Genomic DNA, 13,683 nt, shown 5'->3' with positions numbered 1-13,683 from the left:
AGCCTGAGATCTTCATTCTGTGGATGAAAAGGGTCGTTTTCTGATTACAGTGAACATTAACACTGTTTATAGTGAACATTCTACTCTCTATAGTGAATAAACTACTGACTCCAGTGAACACTTTACTCATTATAGTGAACGCGATCACCTTCTGAGCCCTTGTGGGGTGCGGCCTGCGACGATCGGGGATCTCTTAGGATCTCTTTAAGATCTCTATATGATCTTTCTTTAAGATCTATTCACTGTATAACTTAATAACGCCCGGACTGACGCGGCTTTAGACCGGCAAAATGTTTAAAACAGCTCCATTGCAATAACATCCCCTTTGATCCCACCAAATCATCAGTTATGTGCGATCAGGATCCTTATTCTTCTTCATAAATGAACAACTTCCTCATTATTATTCATTTTTAAGAAACTTTAACCCGGCGTAAAGTGAACTTCATCGAACAACACATCACTTATGACGAGGTTATATTTCATGACTGACAACGTTATCTCCCGCAACCCTACTACCGGCGACATCCTCGCAAGCTATCCGCTACAGAGCGCAGCCGAGTTGGAAGCCGCATTGCAGCAAAGTGCTGATGCCTATGCAGAGTGGCGCTATACCTCAATGCCACAGCGAGTGAGAGTGCTGCATCAACTGGCAGAACAGATCCGCCAACGTCAGGATGAGCTGGCAACCATGGCCACGCTGGAAATGGGCAAACCTATCGCTCAGGCACGTGCTGAAGTACTGAAATGCGCCAATCTGTGTGACTGGTATGCAGAGAACGGTCCGACGATCCTTGCCGACAAACCAACATTGGTGGAAAACCAGCAAGCGTGGCAGTCATTTCGCCCGATTGGTGTGATTCTTGCTGTAATGCCATGGAACTTCCCTTACTGGCAGGTTCTGCGCGGCGCAGTCAGCATGTTGCTGGCAGGCAATACCTACGTGCTCAAGCACGCGCCGAGCGTAATGGGATCCGCCAACCTGATGAAGTCACTTTTTGACGCCACCGAACTGCCTAAAGGCGGCTTTACCGTGATCAACGTCGATAACGATGGCGTTTCAGCCGCGATCAAAGATCCGCGTATTGCCGCTGTAGCGGTAACCGGCAGCGTGCGTGCAGGCGGTGCAATTGCAGCGCAAGCCGGTGCAGTACTCAAGAAAACTGTACTGGAGCTGGGCGGCGCGGATCCTTTCATCGTGCTGGCGGATGCAGACCTGGATGCTGCAGTGGCCTCAGCGGTCACAGGACGCTATCAGAACACAGGACAGGTCTGCATGGCAGCCAAGCGGTTCATCATTGAAGAAAGTGTCGCAGAAGCGTTTGAGGCGCGTTTCAGCGCAGCGGTGCAGGCATTGAAGATCGGCGATCCTTTGGCAGAAGATACCTACATCGGACCAATGGCGCGTTACGATCTGCGTGACGAGCTGGATAATCAAGTGCAGCAGACCATCAAGGAAGGCGCACGTTTGGTATTAGGCGGCCATAAGATCGACGGCCCAGGCAACTATTACGCCCCGACGATCCTCGCCGATGTCACACCAGCCATGACCGCATTCCAGCAAGAGATCTTTGGCCCGGTCGCAGCAATTAGTGTTGCTCGTGATGCACAACATGCCCTTGAGCTGGCAAACGACAGCGAATTCGGGCTGAGTGCAACAGTGTGGAGCGGCAACGAAGCGCTGGCCAACGAACTGGCGGAAAAACTGGAGACCGGCGCGGTATTTATCAATGGCAATGGTGCGTCAGATCCGCGTGTCGCGATTGGTGGCGTGAAGAAGAGCGGCTATGGTCGTGAACTGTCGAGCTTTGGCGTCCACGAATTCTGCAATATTCAGACGGTATGGAAAAACCGCCGCTAAGCATCACAGGGCGCGTCAGGCGCGTCCTTATTCCCATCCTCCGCCCCCAGATATCTCGCATCTCATACCGTTGCCCATCATTTAAAATGTTGTGGACCAGTTCAAAAAATCCACCAGTGGTATTACAAAGGTATTATATCCGGTGTTAGATTTGCCTCCACCTACACCGGGGAGTCCTTTTAAATGAAAACAACAATCCCAAAACTGTCGTTCATGATGTTTCTTGAATGGTTTATCTGGGGCGCATGGTTTGTACCGCTCTGGGCATTTCTCAGCAAAAACGGCTTCTCGCCGGTTGAGATAGCCTGGTGCTACGCCTGTACTTCGATAGCCGCCATCCTGTCGCCGATCCTTGTCGGATCGCTGGCCGATCGCTTCTTCCAGGCGCAAAAAGTGTTGTCGCTGCTAACAATCGTCGGATCGATTCTGATGTTCTTCGCAGCTCAGCAAACGCATTTCGGCGGTTTCTTCCCGTTGCTATTGCTGTATGCGCTCACTTACATGCCCACCATCGCCTTAACCAATAGCATCGCGTTTTCGCACGTCGCGGATGTGGAGCGTGATTACCCGCGCATTCGCGTCATGGGCACCCTTGGCTGGATCGCGTCCGGCATCGTTTGTGGTTTCCTGCCGCCGCTGCTGGGCTATGGCGATATCTCAGCCAGCAACGTGCCGTTATTGATCACCGCCGCAAGCTCGCTATTACTGGGCATTTTTGCCCTGACGTTGCCCGCCACCGAGCCGAAAAGCACCGGCAAATTCAGCCTGCGCGTCGCGCTTGGTCTGGATGCGCTGCATCTGCTAAAGGATCGCAGCTTTCTTGTGTTCTTCGTCTGCTCCTTCCTGTTCAGCATGCCGCTGGCGTTTTACTACATCTTTGCCGAAGGCTATCTGACGGAAGTCGGCTTGCCGCACGCCACCGGTTGGATGACGCTCGGCCAGGTTTCGGAAATCTTCTTCCTGCTGGCGCTACCGTTCTTCATCAAACGCTTTGGCATCGGCAAAGTGCTGCTGCTGGGATTAACCACCGCCGCACTGCGCTACGTGTTCTTCGTGTTCGGTGGCGATCAAAACATGCTGACTTACGGCTTGCTGTTCATGGGCATTCTGCTGCACGGCGTCAGCTACGATTTCTACTTCATCACCGCTTACATCTACGTTGATAAGAAAGCGCCAGTGGCGATGCGTAATGCTGCGCAAGGGCTGATCACGCTGGCCTGTCAGGGTATCGGCAGCCTGCTGGGTTACCGCCTTGGCGGCTATCTGATGCAGGAAATGTTCGCCTACGACCAACCCCGCGACGGGCAGACTTTCAACTGGGCAGGCATGTGGATGTTTGGCAGCGTGATGATCGTAATGATCACCATCGCCTTTATCGTCCTGTTCCGCGACGGCAAAAAACGCAGCGATGAACTTACCGCTTTCGAAAATTCAGCAACCGCTGACAGCCATAAATAAGAGATTTCACCATGACGATGACAACGCAAGAAAAACGGATTTTAGGCGCGTTTTACGGCCAGGCGCTGGGCGATGCGATGGGCATGCCATCCGAATTATGGCCGCGCTCACGCGTGAAGCAGCACTTTGGCTGGATTGATCGCTTCCTGCCCGGTCCGGCTGAGAACAACGCCGCCTGCTACTTTGGCCGGGCGGCCTTTACCGACGACACTTCGATGGCGCTGGCATTGGCTGATGCAATCGTCACTCACGACGGCGAGATCAACGCCCAAACCATTGGTGCGAATATTTTGCAGTGGGCCGAGTCGTTTGATGCCTTTAACAAGAATGTGCTTGGACCGACCTCAAAAATCGCGCTCAAAGCTATGAAAGCCGGCACACCGGTGTCGCAGCTGGAAAATAACGGCACGACTAACGGCGCAGCGATGCGTGTGTCACCGCTCGGCTGTCTGCTGCCAGCACGCGATTTACCGGCATTCATCGATGCCGTCGCACTGGCGTCGAGTCCTACGCACAAATCGGATGTCGCGATTTCCGGCGCGACGGTGATTGCGTGGGCTGTTTCACGCGCCATTGACGGTGCCGACTGGGCAACAATCCGCGATGAACTGCCTGCGATCGCACGCGCGGCGCAGGAAAAGCGTGTCACCACCTTTAGCGCGTCGATGGCGGCACGCCTCGAACTGGCGTTAAGCGTGGTCGCGCAGGGCAGGGGCGTGGAATCCACCATGCAGCAGATTTACGATTTGGTGGGCACCGGCACCGGCACCATTGAATCGGTACCGGCGGCGATTGCGATGGTGGAATTGGCCGAGACCGATCCTAATCGCTGCGCGATCCTTTGCGCTAACCTCGGCGGCGATACCGATACCATCGGCGCGATGGCGGTGGCGATTTGCGGTGCGCTGCACGGCATCGACAGCATCGACGTTGCCTTGAAAGCCGAGCTGGATGCCGCTAACGGGCTGGATTTCACCCGTTATAGCGCTGCCTTCACGCGTTTCCGCCAGCAGCGCGAGGCCGCTTATGTTGACGCCTGATGATCTGCAGAGTCTTGAAAGCCGTCTGCCAGTGCTTGTGATTGGTGCGGCTGTAGTGGATGTGATTGCTGATGCTTACTCGTTGCCACATCGTGGCAGCGATATTGAGCTCCACCAGCAGGGCGTCAACGTGGGCGGCTGTGCGCTGAATGTGGCGATTGCGCTGCACCGGCTTGGCCTACCGTCCATCAATGCGCTACCGCTCGGCAACGGTACCTGGGCCAGCATTGTGCGGCAGAAGCTGACGGAATATGGCATTCACAGCGTGCTGGAAACGGCGAAAGGCGATAACGGCTGGTGTTTAGCGTTAGTGGAGCCCGACGGTGAGCGCACCTTTCTGTCAGTGAGCGGTGTGGAAAATCAGTGGGATGCAGCGCTGCTGAACACGTTGCCGCAGCCGGCCAATCGCTGGATATACCTTTCCGGCTATCAGCTCACCAGCAAAAGCGGTGATGTGCTGATCGCCTGGCTGGAGCAGCAAAGCCAGCCGTATCAGCTGCTGGTGGATTTCGGTCCGCGTCTGGCGGATATCGGTGATGCGCAGTTCGAACGCGTTATGGCGTGCCATCCACTGATTACAGTGAACAGACAGGAAGCCGAACTGCTGTGGCATGAACGTTTGAATCAAACAGAACCCATTGATGCGCATCAGTTAATGACGTGCTGGCAGCAGCGATTCGGCGGCGCGATGGTGGTGCGACTTGATAGCGAAGGCGCCGGTTTCGTTAACGCGGAAACACAGGGCTGGATGCCGGCGCTGCCGACAAAAGTGGTCGATACCATCGGCGCAGGCGACAGCCACGCGGGTGGATTACTGGCGGGATTAGCTTCGGGTTGGTCGCTGGCAGAAAGCGTCGCGCTGGGCAACGCGGTGGCGTCTTTTGTGGTGTCACAACGCGGCGGCGATTGCGCGCCCGATCGCGCCACGTTAACAGCTTACTGGCAACAGCGCCTTACTCCGCAATAAACACATACATATCGCTACGACAGTAGCTAATGCTGTACTCCAGCGGATTGCCCTGCGCATCTAACGCCAGCTGCTTGATCACCAAAACAGGTACGTTGTCGGGTAGGGCGATCTGCTGCTGCAGCGCCTCATTAGGCATGCGAGCACTCACTCTGCTTTGCGATTTTACCGGCAGAATTTGTTGCTGGTGGAAATAGTCGTAAAGCGAAATGCCAATCTCATCCGCATTAGCGATATAGCGCGCCGGCACCCAGGATTCTTCCACCGACACCGCTTGCTGATCGACATAACGAATACGTTTCAGCAAATACACTTCGCTGCCTTTGTCCAGCCCCAATTTCTCAGCGATTTCTGCATCGCAATGGATTTTGCTTTTGTTAATCCACACGGTATCGGGCTTTTTACCACGCAATACCGCTTGCTGCGACAAGCCTTTCGGTTCTTTGAGCGAATACTCTAACTGGCTGCAGATCTGCGTACCGTAGCCTCGAGAGCGCAATACCACGCCCTCTTTTTCCAGCGCATCCATGGCTTTACGCACGGTAATGCGCGAAATGTTCAGCGACTGGCTGAAGTCACGCTCACTCGGCAGGATCTCTTCATGCACTAACAAACCATCACGCACCGCATCTTTGATCGCAGTGGCAAAGCGTCTGTACAGCGGCGTGCGGCTGTCATCAGCAAGGGTAGAAGTAAGCCGCGAAAATAGTGAAGTTTGGTCGGTCATAATGTGCGTGTTCACCTAATCCGGTAAGCGGATGAAAGCGTTATGATACTGACTTTTAAGCGGTCGCGAACCATTTTTGGGCTCTTTATCTTAGAGTTAACAAATAGTACAATACTTAAAATTTCCAGACCCATTAACGATATGAAATTTATAAAAAAAATTAGAGAATTAAATAGAAAAAGAAATTATTTCAAGAAAAGGTTGAAGTATAAAATTGCTTTGTATAAAGCGACAAAAAAATGGCATCGAGAGCCATCAGTAAAAATTTCACCATCGGAAGTACGTACAGTGCTGATGATTAGAAATGAAGGTAAAATTGGTGATGCAATCGTATCAACCTGCATACTTCGAACAATGCATGAAGCTGGGATAAGTATTGATGTTTTAGCGATAAAAGCAAATGAAATGGTTTTCTCAGATAACCCTTTTATCAGGAAAGTTTATTTAACGGAAGAAATGGATTATCAAGATAGGTATAACCATGCGATTCCCGATGACTTAATTAATACATTGAAAGAAAATAACTATGATTTGATGATTGATACGGGTATTTGGGATACAGGGCTATATATGCCGCATATGATACAAGCTATCTCACCCAAAATTTCATTAGGTTTCAATAAAGAAAAGTGGCTTTCGCATTACGACGTAAATATTAGATTCAATCATTATGAACTTCATGTAAAAGAAATTTATGCTCGTATTATTAACTACCTTGGTATCCCTGGTGCTTCGCAGCAAAGGTACGAAGTGTATTATAAGCAATCAATCACAGATGAAGTTAAAGCAATCGAGTTCTTTAAAAAAGAGAGTAAAAAAGTTATTATAAATATGTACGCAAGCCACAATGATAGGAATTTAACACCTCAACAAACACAAGAAATAATTAGTGGTGTCTTATCAAAAAATAAAGATGCAGATATTATGGTCCTGGATTATAAAAAAAATTTTATCAATGACTTCTTCCACGGCGCTTACGTTTATCATGTGCCCTCGTTTTATCATGCTATGGCAACGATAAACTTAGCCGATGTGGTCATATCACCTGATACGGCAGTTGTACATGTTGCAGCTATGTATGACAAACCGTTAATTGGCATTTATCGCGATATCTCTGATAACAATAAATTATGGTCGCCAGGTTATAAGAATGGTCATCAAATTTTCACATCAACTTTTGTTGTTGGAGAAGATGCATTATTGGTCGATAATGTTTTAAATGCTATTGACAAATTTGACTTAAATTAGAGCAATCAAGCATAGAGTGAGCATTATAAATTCGCAAATTTTTTAGTTTTGTCTTGCACTCTATGCCTGTTATTTCTGTTCAGATTTAAGCGCTAACTTAGCGCTATTCTAGCGCTCATCAAACGGCACGCCACCTTTCGACTTATGATGTTTTGGCGTTTCGATAATGGAAACCGTCACTGAATTAGCATCGATCTCAAACGAATCTGCCACCGCCGCGGTGACGGCTCTCAACAACTTCTTTTTCTGCTCAATCGTGCGACCTTCTGCCGCATACACAACGATTTCTGGCATCTCTGCTGCTCCATAAAGTAAACGTTCGTTTTCAGCATAGCGCAGCAAAAGCACTGCGCGCAGCGTCAATCACCCGTCTTTGCCAGCAATCTGTGTTGAAATGTGTATTGTTATGTTATAACGTAATTAACTCACATAATATGTAGCGGATTAAGTCGGAAATATTAATGAAATCAATGAAAAATTTGCTTATCGCTTCGGCGTTAGGCCTGGCTTCTTACGCCTCAATGGCGGCTGAACATCAGGATAAAACGGTGCGCATTGCGGCACCGTTTGAAATCAAAGGCGCCGATCCCGCACTCTCCGGCGACATTTTGTTGCGGATGGATGTGGTGGAAACGCTGGTGGAAGTGAACGAACGCGCCGAGCCCATTCCGGCGCTGGCGCAAAGCTGGCAGGTATCGGCAGATGGTTTGCAATGGCAATTGAATTTGCGTCCCAACGTGCGCTTCCATGATGGATCGCCATTGGATGCGGCCGCGGTGGTGAAATCACTCAACACCGCGCGCAGCAAAGCGGGTCTGCTGGATAAAACGCCGATCACCGCTATCAGCGGGGAAGGGCAACGCGTCACCATCACCTTGAGCGAACCTTTCACGCCGCTGCTTTCGGTATTAGCAGAGAGCCGTTCCCAGATTCTGGCGTTGGCTAGCTGGGATGCGCAGGGCAACATCACCCGCATCATCGGCAGCGGCCCGTTTATGCTGACGTCATTCCAGCCACCGCAATCGCTGGCAGTAAAACGTTTTGACGATTACTGGGGCAAAAAGCCAGCGATTGCGGCTGCCAGCTATCTCTCTTCCGGGCGCGCCGAAACCCGCGCCTTGCTGGCGGAGAGCGGCGACGCGGATTACGTATTCAACCTGGATGCTGCCAGCCGTCAGCGTTTAGCACGCAAGCCAGCGCTGCAGCTGCCCGCCATTCCGGTGCCGCGCACGCTGATGCTGAAACTGAATGCGGGCGATCCGCTGTTAGCCGAACAGCCGGTGCGTGCAGCGATCAGCATGGCGATTGACCGTAACGCGCTGGCGATGGCGGTATTGCGTTATCCGGGCGCGGCCACTCAGTTATTCCCGCCGAATATGGGTGAATGGCACAACAACGCACTGCAACCATTGCAATTCAATCCGCAGCAGGCGGCACAGCAACTGCAGGCGGCGGGTTGGAAAATGGGTGCAGATGGCGTGTTAGCACGTAACGGCCAGCGCTTTAGTGTGACGCTGCTGACCTTCCCCGATCGTCCCGAACTGCCGCTGATGGCGATGGTTATCCAGCAGCAGCTGCGCAAAGTCGGCATTGAAGTGAAGATCAACTCCACCAACGCCAGCGAAATTCCGGCGCAGCATCACAGCAATCGTCTACAACTGGCGCTGTTTTCCCGCAACTTTGCACTCACGCCTGATCCCACCGGCACGTTACTGCAGGATTATGCGGAAAAGGGCGGCGACTGGGGCGCGATGAACTGGCATCCGACCGGTTTTAGCGCGGCGTTGCACAGCTTAACGCAATCCACTGACTCGGCAGAACGTGCGCAGGCACGTAACCTGATCACTGCCTCGTTACAGCAAGATCTGCCGGTGATCCCGATTGCCTGGTATCAGCAATCGGCCGCGATTAACAGCAAGCTGAAAAACGTCACGCTCGATCCGTTTGAACGCCACTTTGGTCTGCGTCAGATGCAGTGGGAGCAATGATGTTCAAACTACTTGGCTGGCGCGTAGCGCAGGCGGCTTTTGTGGTGTTGGCGGTGGGACTACTCACCTGGTTTTTGGTGCAGTCCTTGCCCGGCGATATGGCATGGCGTATTGCCAGCGGTCGTTATGGCTACGATCGGGTGGATGCCAGTGCGGTGGCGCGGGTGCAGCAGGAGCTAAGTGACTCGCTGCAGCAGGGCAGCGCGTTGCTGCACTGGCTATTCGATCTGATGCAGTTCAACTTTGGTCGCTCGCTGGTCTCCGGCGAACCGGTGATGGATGAACTGCGCTGGCAGCTGAGTCAAACGCTGGCGCTGGCAGGTTCATCGCTTTTCCTGACGATTCTGTTCACTTTGCCGCTGGGTATTTGGGCGGGATGTCACGCCAATGGCAAGCTCGACCGCGCGTTATTCTGGCTGAGCGCGCTGCTGAAATCGGTGCCGCATTTTGCGCTGGGCATGCTGCTGATTGTCCTGCTGGCGCTGCAGCTCGATTGGCTGCCCAGCGCCGGGCATGGCGAGCTGCGTCATTTTATGTTGCCATCGTTGACGCTGGCATTGTCGTTAACCGCGGTGGGCGTGCGCGTGGTGCGTGAAGCCACGTATCAGGTTGTCAGCTCGGGCTATTACCGCTGGGGCGCGCAGAAAGGATTAGCGCCCGCAACGCTATTGCGTCGTCATGGATTGCGCAACCTCGCATCGCCGGTATTGACCTGGTTCGGCATGCAGTTTGTCTGGCTGGTGGAAGGTGTGGTGGTGGTAGAAACGCTGTTTGCCTGGCCTGGCATTGGTCACGCGCTGGTGCATGCCATCTTCGCCCGCGATGTGCCGGTGATTCAGGCCAGCGCCATGACGCTCGGACTGCTGTTCGTACTGCTGAATATGCTGGTGGATGCGGGTTGTCATCTGCTTGATCCCAGAGGAGCGCGCGCATGACAATTTCATTTTCGCGTCTTATCGGCCTGCTGCTGTTGTGCTTGCTGCTTGGTTTCGCCTTCCTGCTGCCCCTGATTCATCACGGCGATCCGCTGGAACAGGATCTGCTGCAGATGCTGCACGCGCCGAGCGGCGCCAATCTTCTTGGGTTTGATCATCTTGGTCGCGACATGCTGCCGCGCCTCAGTGCCGCGTTGCGCCTTTCGCTGGGTCTCGCGGCGCTCTGTGTGATGAGCGCACTGCTTGCGGGCGTGCTGGCTGGCGTATTCAGCGCACTGTATGGCGGCTGGCTGGATCGTCTGCTCAGCATGCTCGGCGATATGTGTCTGGCGCTGCCGGGATTGCTGCTGGTACTGCTGTTAGCGGCGATTGCGCCGGATTCTCCCGGCATGTTGTGGCTGGGGATTTCGCTGGTGCTGTGGGTGGAGTTCTTCCGCGTCACGCGCGCAACCCTGCGCCCGATTGTGCAGGCACCCGGCATGCAGGCCTCAAAGTTGCTCGGTTTTTCGGCGTTCTACCGTTTCCGCCGACACCTGTGGCCAGCGTTAGCGCCGGTATTAACCACGTTGACTCTGTTCTCGTTCAGCAGCGCCATCATGGCGGTCTCCGCGCTTGGCTTTATCAGCGTCGGCGTACGTCCGCCGACGCCAGAACTGGGTTTGATGATGACCGAACTGCTGCCGTTTGCCTGGGAAGCACCGTGGCTGCTAATGCAGCCGGTAATCGCGCTGTTTCTGCTGTTGATCAGCCTGAATCTGTTAATGAAAGAGGAGCGTAAATGAAAGGATTACAGGTTATCGGCATCAGCGTCACAACCGCCAGCGCTACGCTGGTGGAACCGGTTGATTTCACCCTGCAGCCCGGACAACCGCTGACCTTGCTGGGTGAAACCGGTTCAGGTAAAAGCCTGCTGGCACAAGCGATCATGGGCATTTTGCCTGACGATTTACAGGCCAGCGGCACGCTGATCATCAACGAACAATGTTTCACTCTGCCACAGGATGCCGAATTGTTGCGTGAATTATGGGGCCGCACATTAGCGTCGCTGCCGCAGGAGCCGTGGCTGTCGCTGGATTCCACCATGTCAGTGCTTCAGCAGATTGCGGAAGGCTATCGTTATGTACGCGGACAGGCGAAATCCACCAGCGCACTGTCGGCCCAGCGCGATTTACAACAGCTTGGTTTACAGGATGCGGCGCCGCGTTTTCCGTGGCAACTCTCCGGCGGGATGGCGCAGCGCGCCGCCTTTGCCGCCGCACGAGCAGGTGGCGCGGAGATACTGATTGCCGATGAACCAACCAAAGGGCTGGATGTGGCGCGTCGTGATGAGGTAGCGGCCTTACTGCGCCGGGAAGTGGCCGACGGCGGCACACTGCTCACCATCACCCACGACATCGCGCTGGCCCGCCAGTTGAGCGGTGAGGTGATCGTGATGCATAAAGGCAAGGTGATCGAGCAGGGCAGGGCGGAACAGGTGTTACATGAACCGCAGCAGCGCTATACGCGTGAATTACTCGCCGCCGATCCCACCGCCTGGCCTGCACGGCAACAAACCGTTATGGGCAGTAAACCGGTGGTGAGCGCTGAGGGCATCCGCTTGCAGCGCGGCGGTAAATCGCTCGGCGTGCCGCAAGACTTCAGGCTGCACGCCGGAGAAATCGTTGGATTACACGGTGCCAGCGGCAGCGGTAAAAGTAGCTTTGGCGATGTGCTGCTCGGCCTGCTAACGCCGCAGCAAGGCAAGGTGACGCGGCATGCGGCGGTCGATGGGCTGAAATACCAGAAGATTTATCAGGATCCGTCTGCGCTGTTCCCACCGACACGCACGCTGGCGCAAAGCCTGGACGATGTGTTGCGCCGTCATCGCATCGCCTCCACGCGGCGGGATGCGCTGATGGAGCAATTGGCGCTGACGCCGGAACTGCTGACGCGTCGTCCCGATTCACTGTCGGGCGGCGAGCTGCAGCGCTTCTCGCTGTTACGCGTGATGCTGCTGGATCCGGTATTTCTGTTTGCCGATGAACCTACATCGCGTCTGGATCCGCTGGTGCAGCAGCAAACCATCCAGCTCATCACCTCGCTGGCGCGCGAGCAACAGTGCGCGGTGTTACTGGTGAGCCACGATCGCGATCTGCTGGAAAAGGGCACGCATCGTATGATCGCGATGGAGGCGGTCGCTTAACGTTCTGGCGGCTGGCTGTCGCCGTGACCGAGTGAACGCTGCATCACTACGGTATCCAGCCAGCGGCCATGTTTGAATCCCACCGATTTCATTACACCGGTGTGCTCAAAACCGAGCGCCCGGTGTAATCCCAGCGATCCGGCATTCGCGCTATCGCCAACAATCGCGATAATTTGGCGAAATCCCGCCGCTTCTGCCAGCGCAATGGCTTTTTGCAACATTGCGCGACCAATGCCTCTGCCGGTTTGCTGCTGATCGAGGTAAATCGAATCCTCCAGCGTAAAGCGATAGGCATAGCGCGGGCGATACGGCGCCAGATAGCAGTAACCCAACACCTGATCATCCTCCTGCGCCACCAGCCAAAAACCGCCGCGCTGCTGCACATCCTGCACGCGATTCTGCATTTCGCTCGCCGAAGGTGGTTCAGTTTCAAAGGTCGCGGTGCCGTGCAGCACATGCCAGGCGTAGATTTTCTGAATGGCAGCGGCGTGATGAGGTCGGGCGGGAATAATGTCCATATGTTCCTGATTCTTAGCGGCGAAAACCACAGCATGCCACCGCGCCGCACGCGAATCATCGGATTTAATAATAGGAAATTCTGATGGTCACTCTGCAATTCCATAGTGGCGCCATTTATGGCGACCTGACCCACCGACACTCAATTCTGCTCCGACAACTGCACCGCCATGGTATCCGCCTCTAAGGCTTCGAACACATGCGGTTCGTCAGCGGGATAGCAAATGTAGTCGCCGGGATGCAGTTCGACCGGCGCATCGCGCGGCCCAACCAGCGCCCGGCCACGCGCGATTATCACATGCTCCACCGAGCCCGGCGGATGCGGTTTTGAATCGCGCGGCGCGCCCGGTTGGCTGGTGACCAGATAGAGATCGCGGCGTCCGCCGGGCGGGCAACTTGCCAGCAAAGCTGCCTGATAATCCGCCATCTCCGCCGAGACGATCATGCCTTCGCCACGGCGAATTACCTGCAATCGCTTCACTTCCGGCTCCATCAAACGCGCGAAAGGAATGTTCAGCGCCACACACAGCGCCCACAACGTTTCAAGGCTGGGATTGCCATTGCCCGCTTCGAGCTGCGACAGCGTAGATTTGGCGATACCGGCGCGACGCGCCACCTCTGTCAGTGAAAGCCCCGCGCGCTGACGTTCGCGCAGTAATCCGACAGCAATAATATCAATTGGCGTGGTCAAACTCTCTCCTGTTCTTTATATCGAACGATTTGTTCGTCTTGTAAAACGATTCTGGCGCGTTCATTATAACGGC

Annotated in this window: 13 protein-coding genes; 9 read left to right on the top strand and 4 right to left on the bottom strand. The window is 54.1% G+C overall.

Annotated features, from left to right (window positions below; genetic code table 11):
- The first annotated feature begins 481 nt into the window (after positions 1 to 481).
- The 4 genes from AAF463_RS23420 (at position 482) to AAF463_RS23405 (ending at position 5,323) form a co-directional block, all read left to right on the top strand.
- On the top strand, positions 482 to 1,858 hold the full coding sequence (locus AAF463_RS23420) for an aldehyde dehydrogenase family protein (RefSeq protein ID WP_192235413.1): 1,377 nt from the start codon (positions 482 to 484) through the stop codon (positions 1,856 to 1,858).
- Positions 1,859 to 2,041: 183 nt separating this feature from the next.
- Positions 2,042 to 3,316: a nucleoside permease gene (locus tag AAF463_RS23415; protein ID WP_271460611.1), complete on the top strand. Its 1,275-nt coding sequence runs from the start codon at positions 2,042 to 2,044 to the stop codon at positions 3,314 to 3,316.
- Positions 3,317 to 3,327: 11 nt separating this feature from the next.
- Positions 3,328 to 4,356: an ADP-ribosylglycohydrolase family protein gene (locus tag AAF463_RS23410; RefSeq protein WP_217547742.1), complete on the top strand. Its 1,029-nt coding sequence runs from the start codon at positions 3,328 to 3,330 to the stop codon at positions 4,354 to 4,356.
- Positions 4,343 to 5,323, top strand: coding sequence for a PfkB family carbohydrate kinase (locus tag AAF463_RS23405; RefSeq protein WP_350262247.1), 981 nt, complete (start codon positions 4,343 to 4,345; stop codon positions 5,321 to 5,323). Before AAF463_RS23410 ends, AAF463_RS23405 begins: the two co-directional genes overlap by 14 nt.
- Here the strand turns inward: AAF463_RS23405 and AAF463_RS23400 are convergent.
- Positions 5,310 to 6,050 carry a GntR family transcriptional regulator gene (locus AAF463_RS23400; protein WP_350262246.1) on the bottom strand — a complete coding sequence of 247 codons (741 nt, stop codon included), beginning with the start codon at positions 6,048 to 6,050 and terminating at the stop codon, positions 5,310 to 5,312. The two genes, AAF463_RS23405 and AAF463_RS23400, sit on opposite strands and share 14 nt — an antisense overlap.
- 42 nt (positions 6,051 to 6,092) lie before the next feature.
- Here AAF463_RS23400 and AAF463_RS23395 point away from each other — a divergent pair, with 42 nt between their 5' ends.
- Entirely contained in the window at positions 6,093 to 7,298 is a 1,206-nt protein-coding gene (locus tag AAF463_RS23395) for a glycosyltransferase family 9 protein (protein WP_350262245.1), read from the top strand.
- 108 nt (positions 7,299 to 7,406) lie between these two features.
- Here the strand turns inward: AAF463_RS23395 and AAF463_RS23390 are convergent, their stop codons facing one another.
- Entirely contained in the window at positions 7,407 to 7,592 is a 186-nt protein-coding gene (locus AAF463_RS23390) for a tautomerase family protein (protein ID WP_008109189.1), read from the bottom strand.
- Between the two features lie 167 nt (positions 7,593 to 7,759).
- On the opposite strand from AAF463_RS23390, the gene AAF463_RS23385 reads away from it, so the two are divergent.
- Genes AAF463_RS23385 through AAF463_RS23370 form a run of 4 tightly spaced genes read left to right on the top strand, consistent with a single transcriptional unit; the run spans position 7,760 to position 12,403 of the window.
- Positions 7,760 to 9,286 carry an ABC transporter substrate-binding protein gene (locus AAF463_RS23385; protein ID WP_350262244.1) on the top strand — a complete coding sequence of 509 codons (1,527 nt, stop codon included), beginning with the start codon at positions 7,760 to 7,762 and terminating at the stop codon, positions 9,284 to 9,286.
- Positions 9,286 to 10,221, top strand: a complete 936-nt coding sequence (locus AAF463_RS23380; protein WP_271460606.1) for an ABC transporter permease — start codon at positions 9,286 to 9,288, stop codon at positions 10,219 to 10,221. The genes AAF463_RS23385 and AAF463_RS23380 overlap by 1 nt, the downstream gene beginning before the upstream one ends.
- Positions 10,218 to 11,003, top strand: coding sequence for an ABC transporter permease (locus AAF463_RS23375; protein ID WP_101761154.1), 786 nt, complete (start codon positions 10,218 to 10,220; stop codon positions 11,001 to 11,003). The genes AAF463_RS23380 and AAF463_RS23375 overlap by 4 nt, the downstream gene beginning before the upstream one ends.
- Entirely contained in the window at positions 11,000 to 12,403 is a 1,404-nt protein-coding gene (locus tag AAF463_RS23370; RefSeq protein ID WP_350262243.1) for an ATP-binding cassette domain-containing protein, read from the top strand. Before AAF463_RS23375 ends, AAF463_RS23370 begins: the two co-directional genes overlap by 4 nt.
- Here AAF463_RS23370 and AAF463_RS23365 read toward each other — a convergent pair.
- Positions 12,400 to 12,921 carry a GNAT family N-acetyltransferase gene (locus AAF463_RS23365; RefSeq protein ID WP_271460603.1) on the bottom strand — a complete coding sequence of 174 codons (522 nt, stop codon included), beginning with the start codon at positions 12,919 to 12,921 and terminating at the stop codon, positions 12,400 to 12,402. The genes AAF463_RS23370 and AAF463_RS23365 overlap by 4 nt on opposite strands.
- Positions 12,922 to 13,061: 140 nt before the next feature.
- A complete protein-coding gene (locus AAF463_RS23360; RefSeq protein ID WP_061719009.1) occupies positions 13,062 to 13,610 on the bottom strand; it encodes an XRE family transcriptional regulator in 549 nt (182 codons plus the stop codon).
- Between the last annotated feature and the right edge of the window lie 73 nt (positions 13,611 to 13,683).

Origin of the sequence: Pantoea sp. BJ2 (assembly GCF_040255075.1) — a bacterium.
In the GTDB taxonomy this organism is placed as follows: domain Bacteria; phylum Pseudomonadota; class Gammaproteobacteria; order Enterobacterales; family Enterobacteriaceae; genus Pantoea; species Pantoea leporis.
This window is presented reverse-complemented; position numbering and strand designations above follow the sequence as displayed.

Bases quoted from the DNA above. Each gene is read 5' to 3' on its own strand.
- AAF463_RS23420 (WP_192235413.1), top strand. From the start codon at position 482: ATGACTGACAACGTTATCTCCCGCAACCCTACTACCGGCGACATCCTC.
- AAF463_RS23415 (WP_271460611.1), top strand. From the start codon at position 2,042: ATGAAAACAACAATCCCAAAACTGTCGTTCATGATGTTTCTTGAATGG.
- AAF463_RS23410 (WP_217547742.1), top strand. From the start codon at position 3,328: ATGACGATGACAACGCAAGAAAAACGGATTTTAGGCGCGTTTTACGGC.
- AAF463_RS23405 (WP_350262247.1), top strand. From the start codon at position 4,343: ATGTTGACGCCTGATGATCTGCAGAGTCTTGAAAGCCGTCTGCCAGTG.
- AAF463_RS23400 (WP_350262246.1), bottom strand. From the start codon at position 6,050: ATGACCGACCAAACTTCACTATTTTCGCGGCTTACTTCTACCCTTGCT.
- AAF463_RS23395 (WP_350262245.1), top strand. From the start codon at position 6,093: ATGATACTGACTTTTAAGCGGTCGCGAACCATTTTTGGGCTCTTTATC.
- AAF463_RS23390 (WP_008109189.1), bottom strand. From the start codon at position 7,592: ATGCCAGAAATCGTTGTGTATGCGGCAGAAGGTCGCACGATTGAGCAG.
- AAF463_RS23385 (WP_350262244.1), top strand. From the start codon at position 7,760: ATGAAATCAATGAAAAATTTGCTTATCGCTTCGGCGTTAGGCCTGGCT.
- AAF463_RS23380 (WP_271460606.1), top strand. From the start codon at position 9,286: ATGTTCAAACTACTTGGCTGGCGCGTAGCGCAGGCGGCTTTTGTGGTG.
- AAF463_RS23375 (WP_101761154.1), top strand. From the start codon at position 10,218: ATGACAATTTCATTTTCGCGTCTTATCGGCCTGCTGCTGTTGTGCTTG.
- AAF463_RS23370 (WP_350262243.1), top strand. From the start codon at position 11,000: ATGAAAGGATTACAGGTTATCGGCATCAGCGTCACAACCGCCAGCGCT.
- AAF463_RS23365 (WP_271460603.1), bottom strand. From the start codon at position 12,921: ATGGACATTATTCCCGCCCGACCTCATCACGCCGCTGCCATTCAGAAA.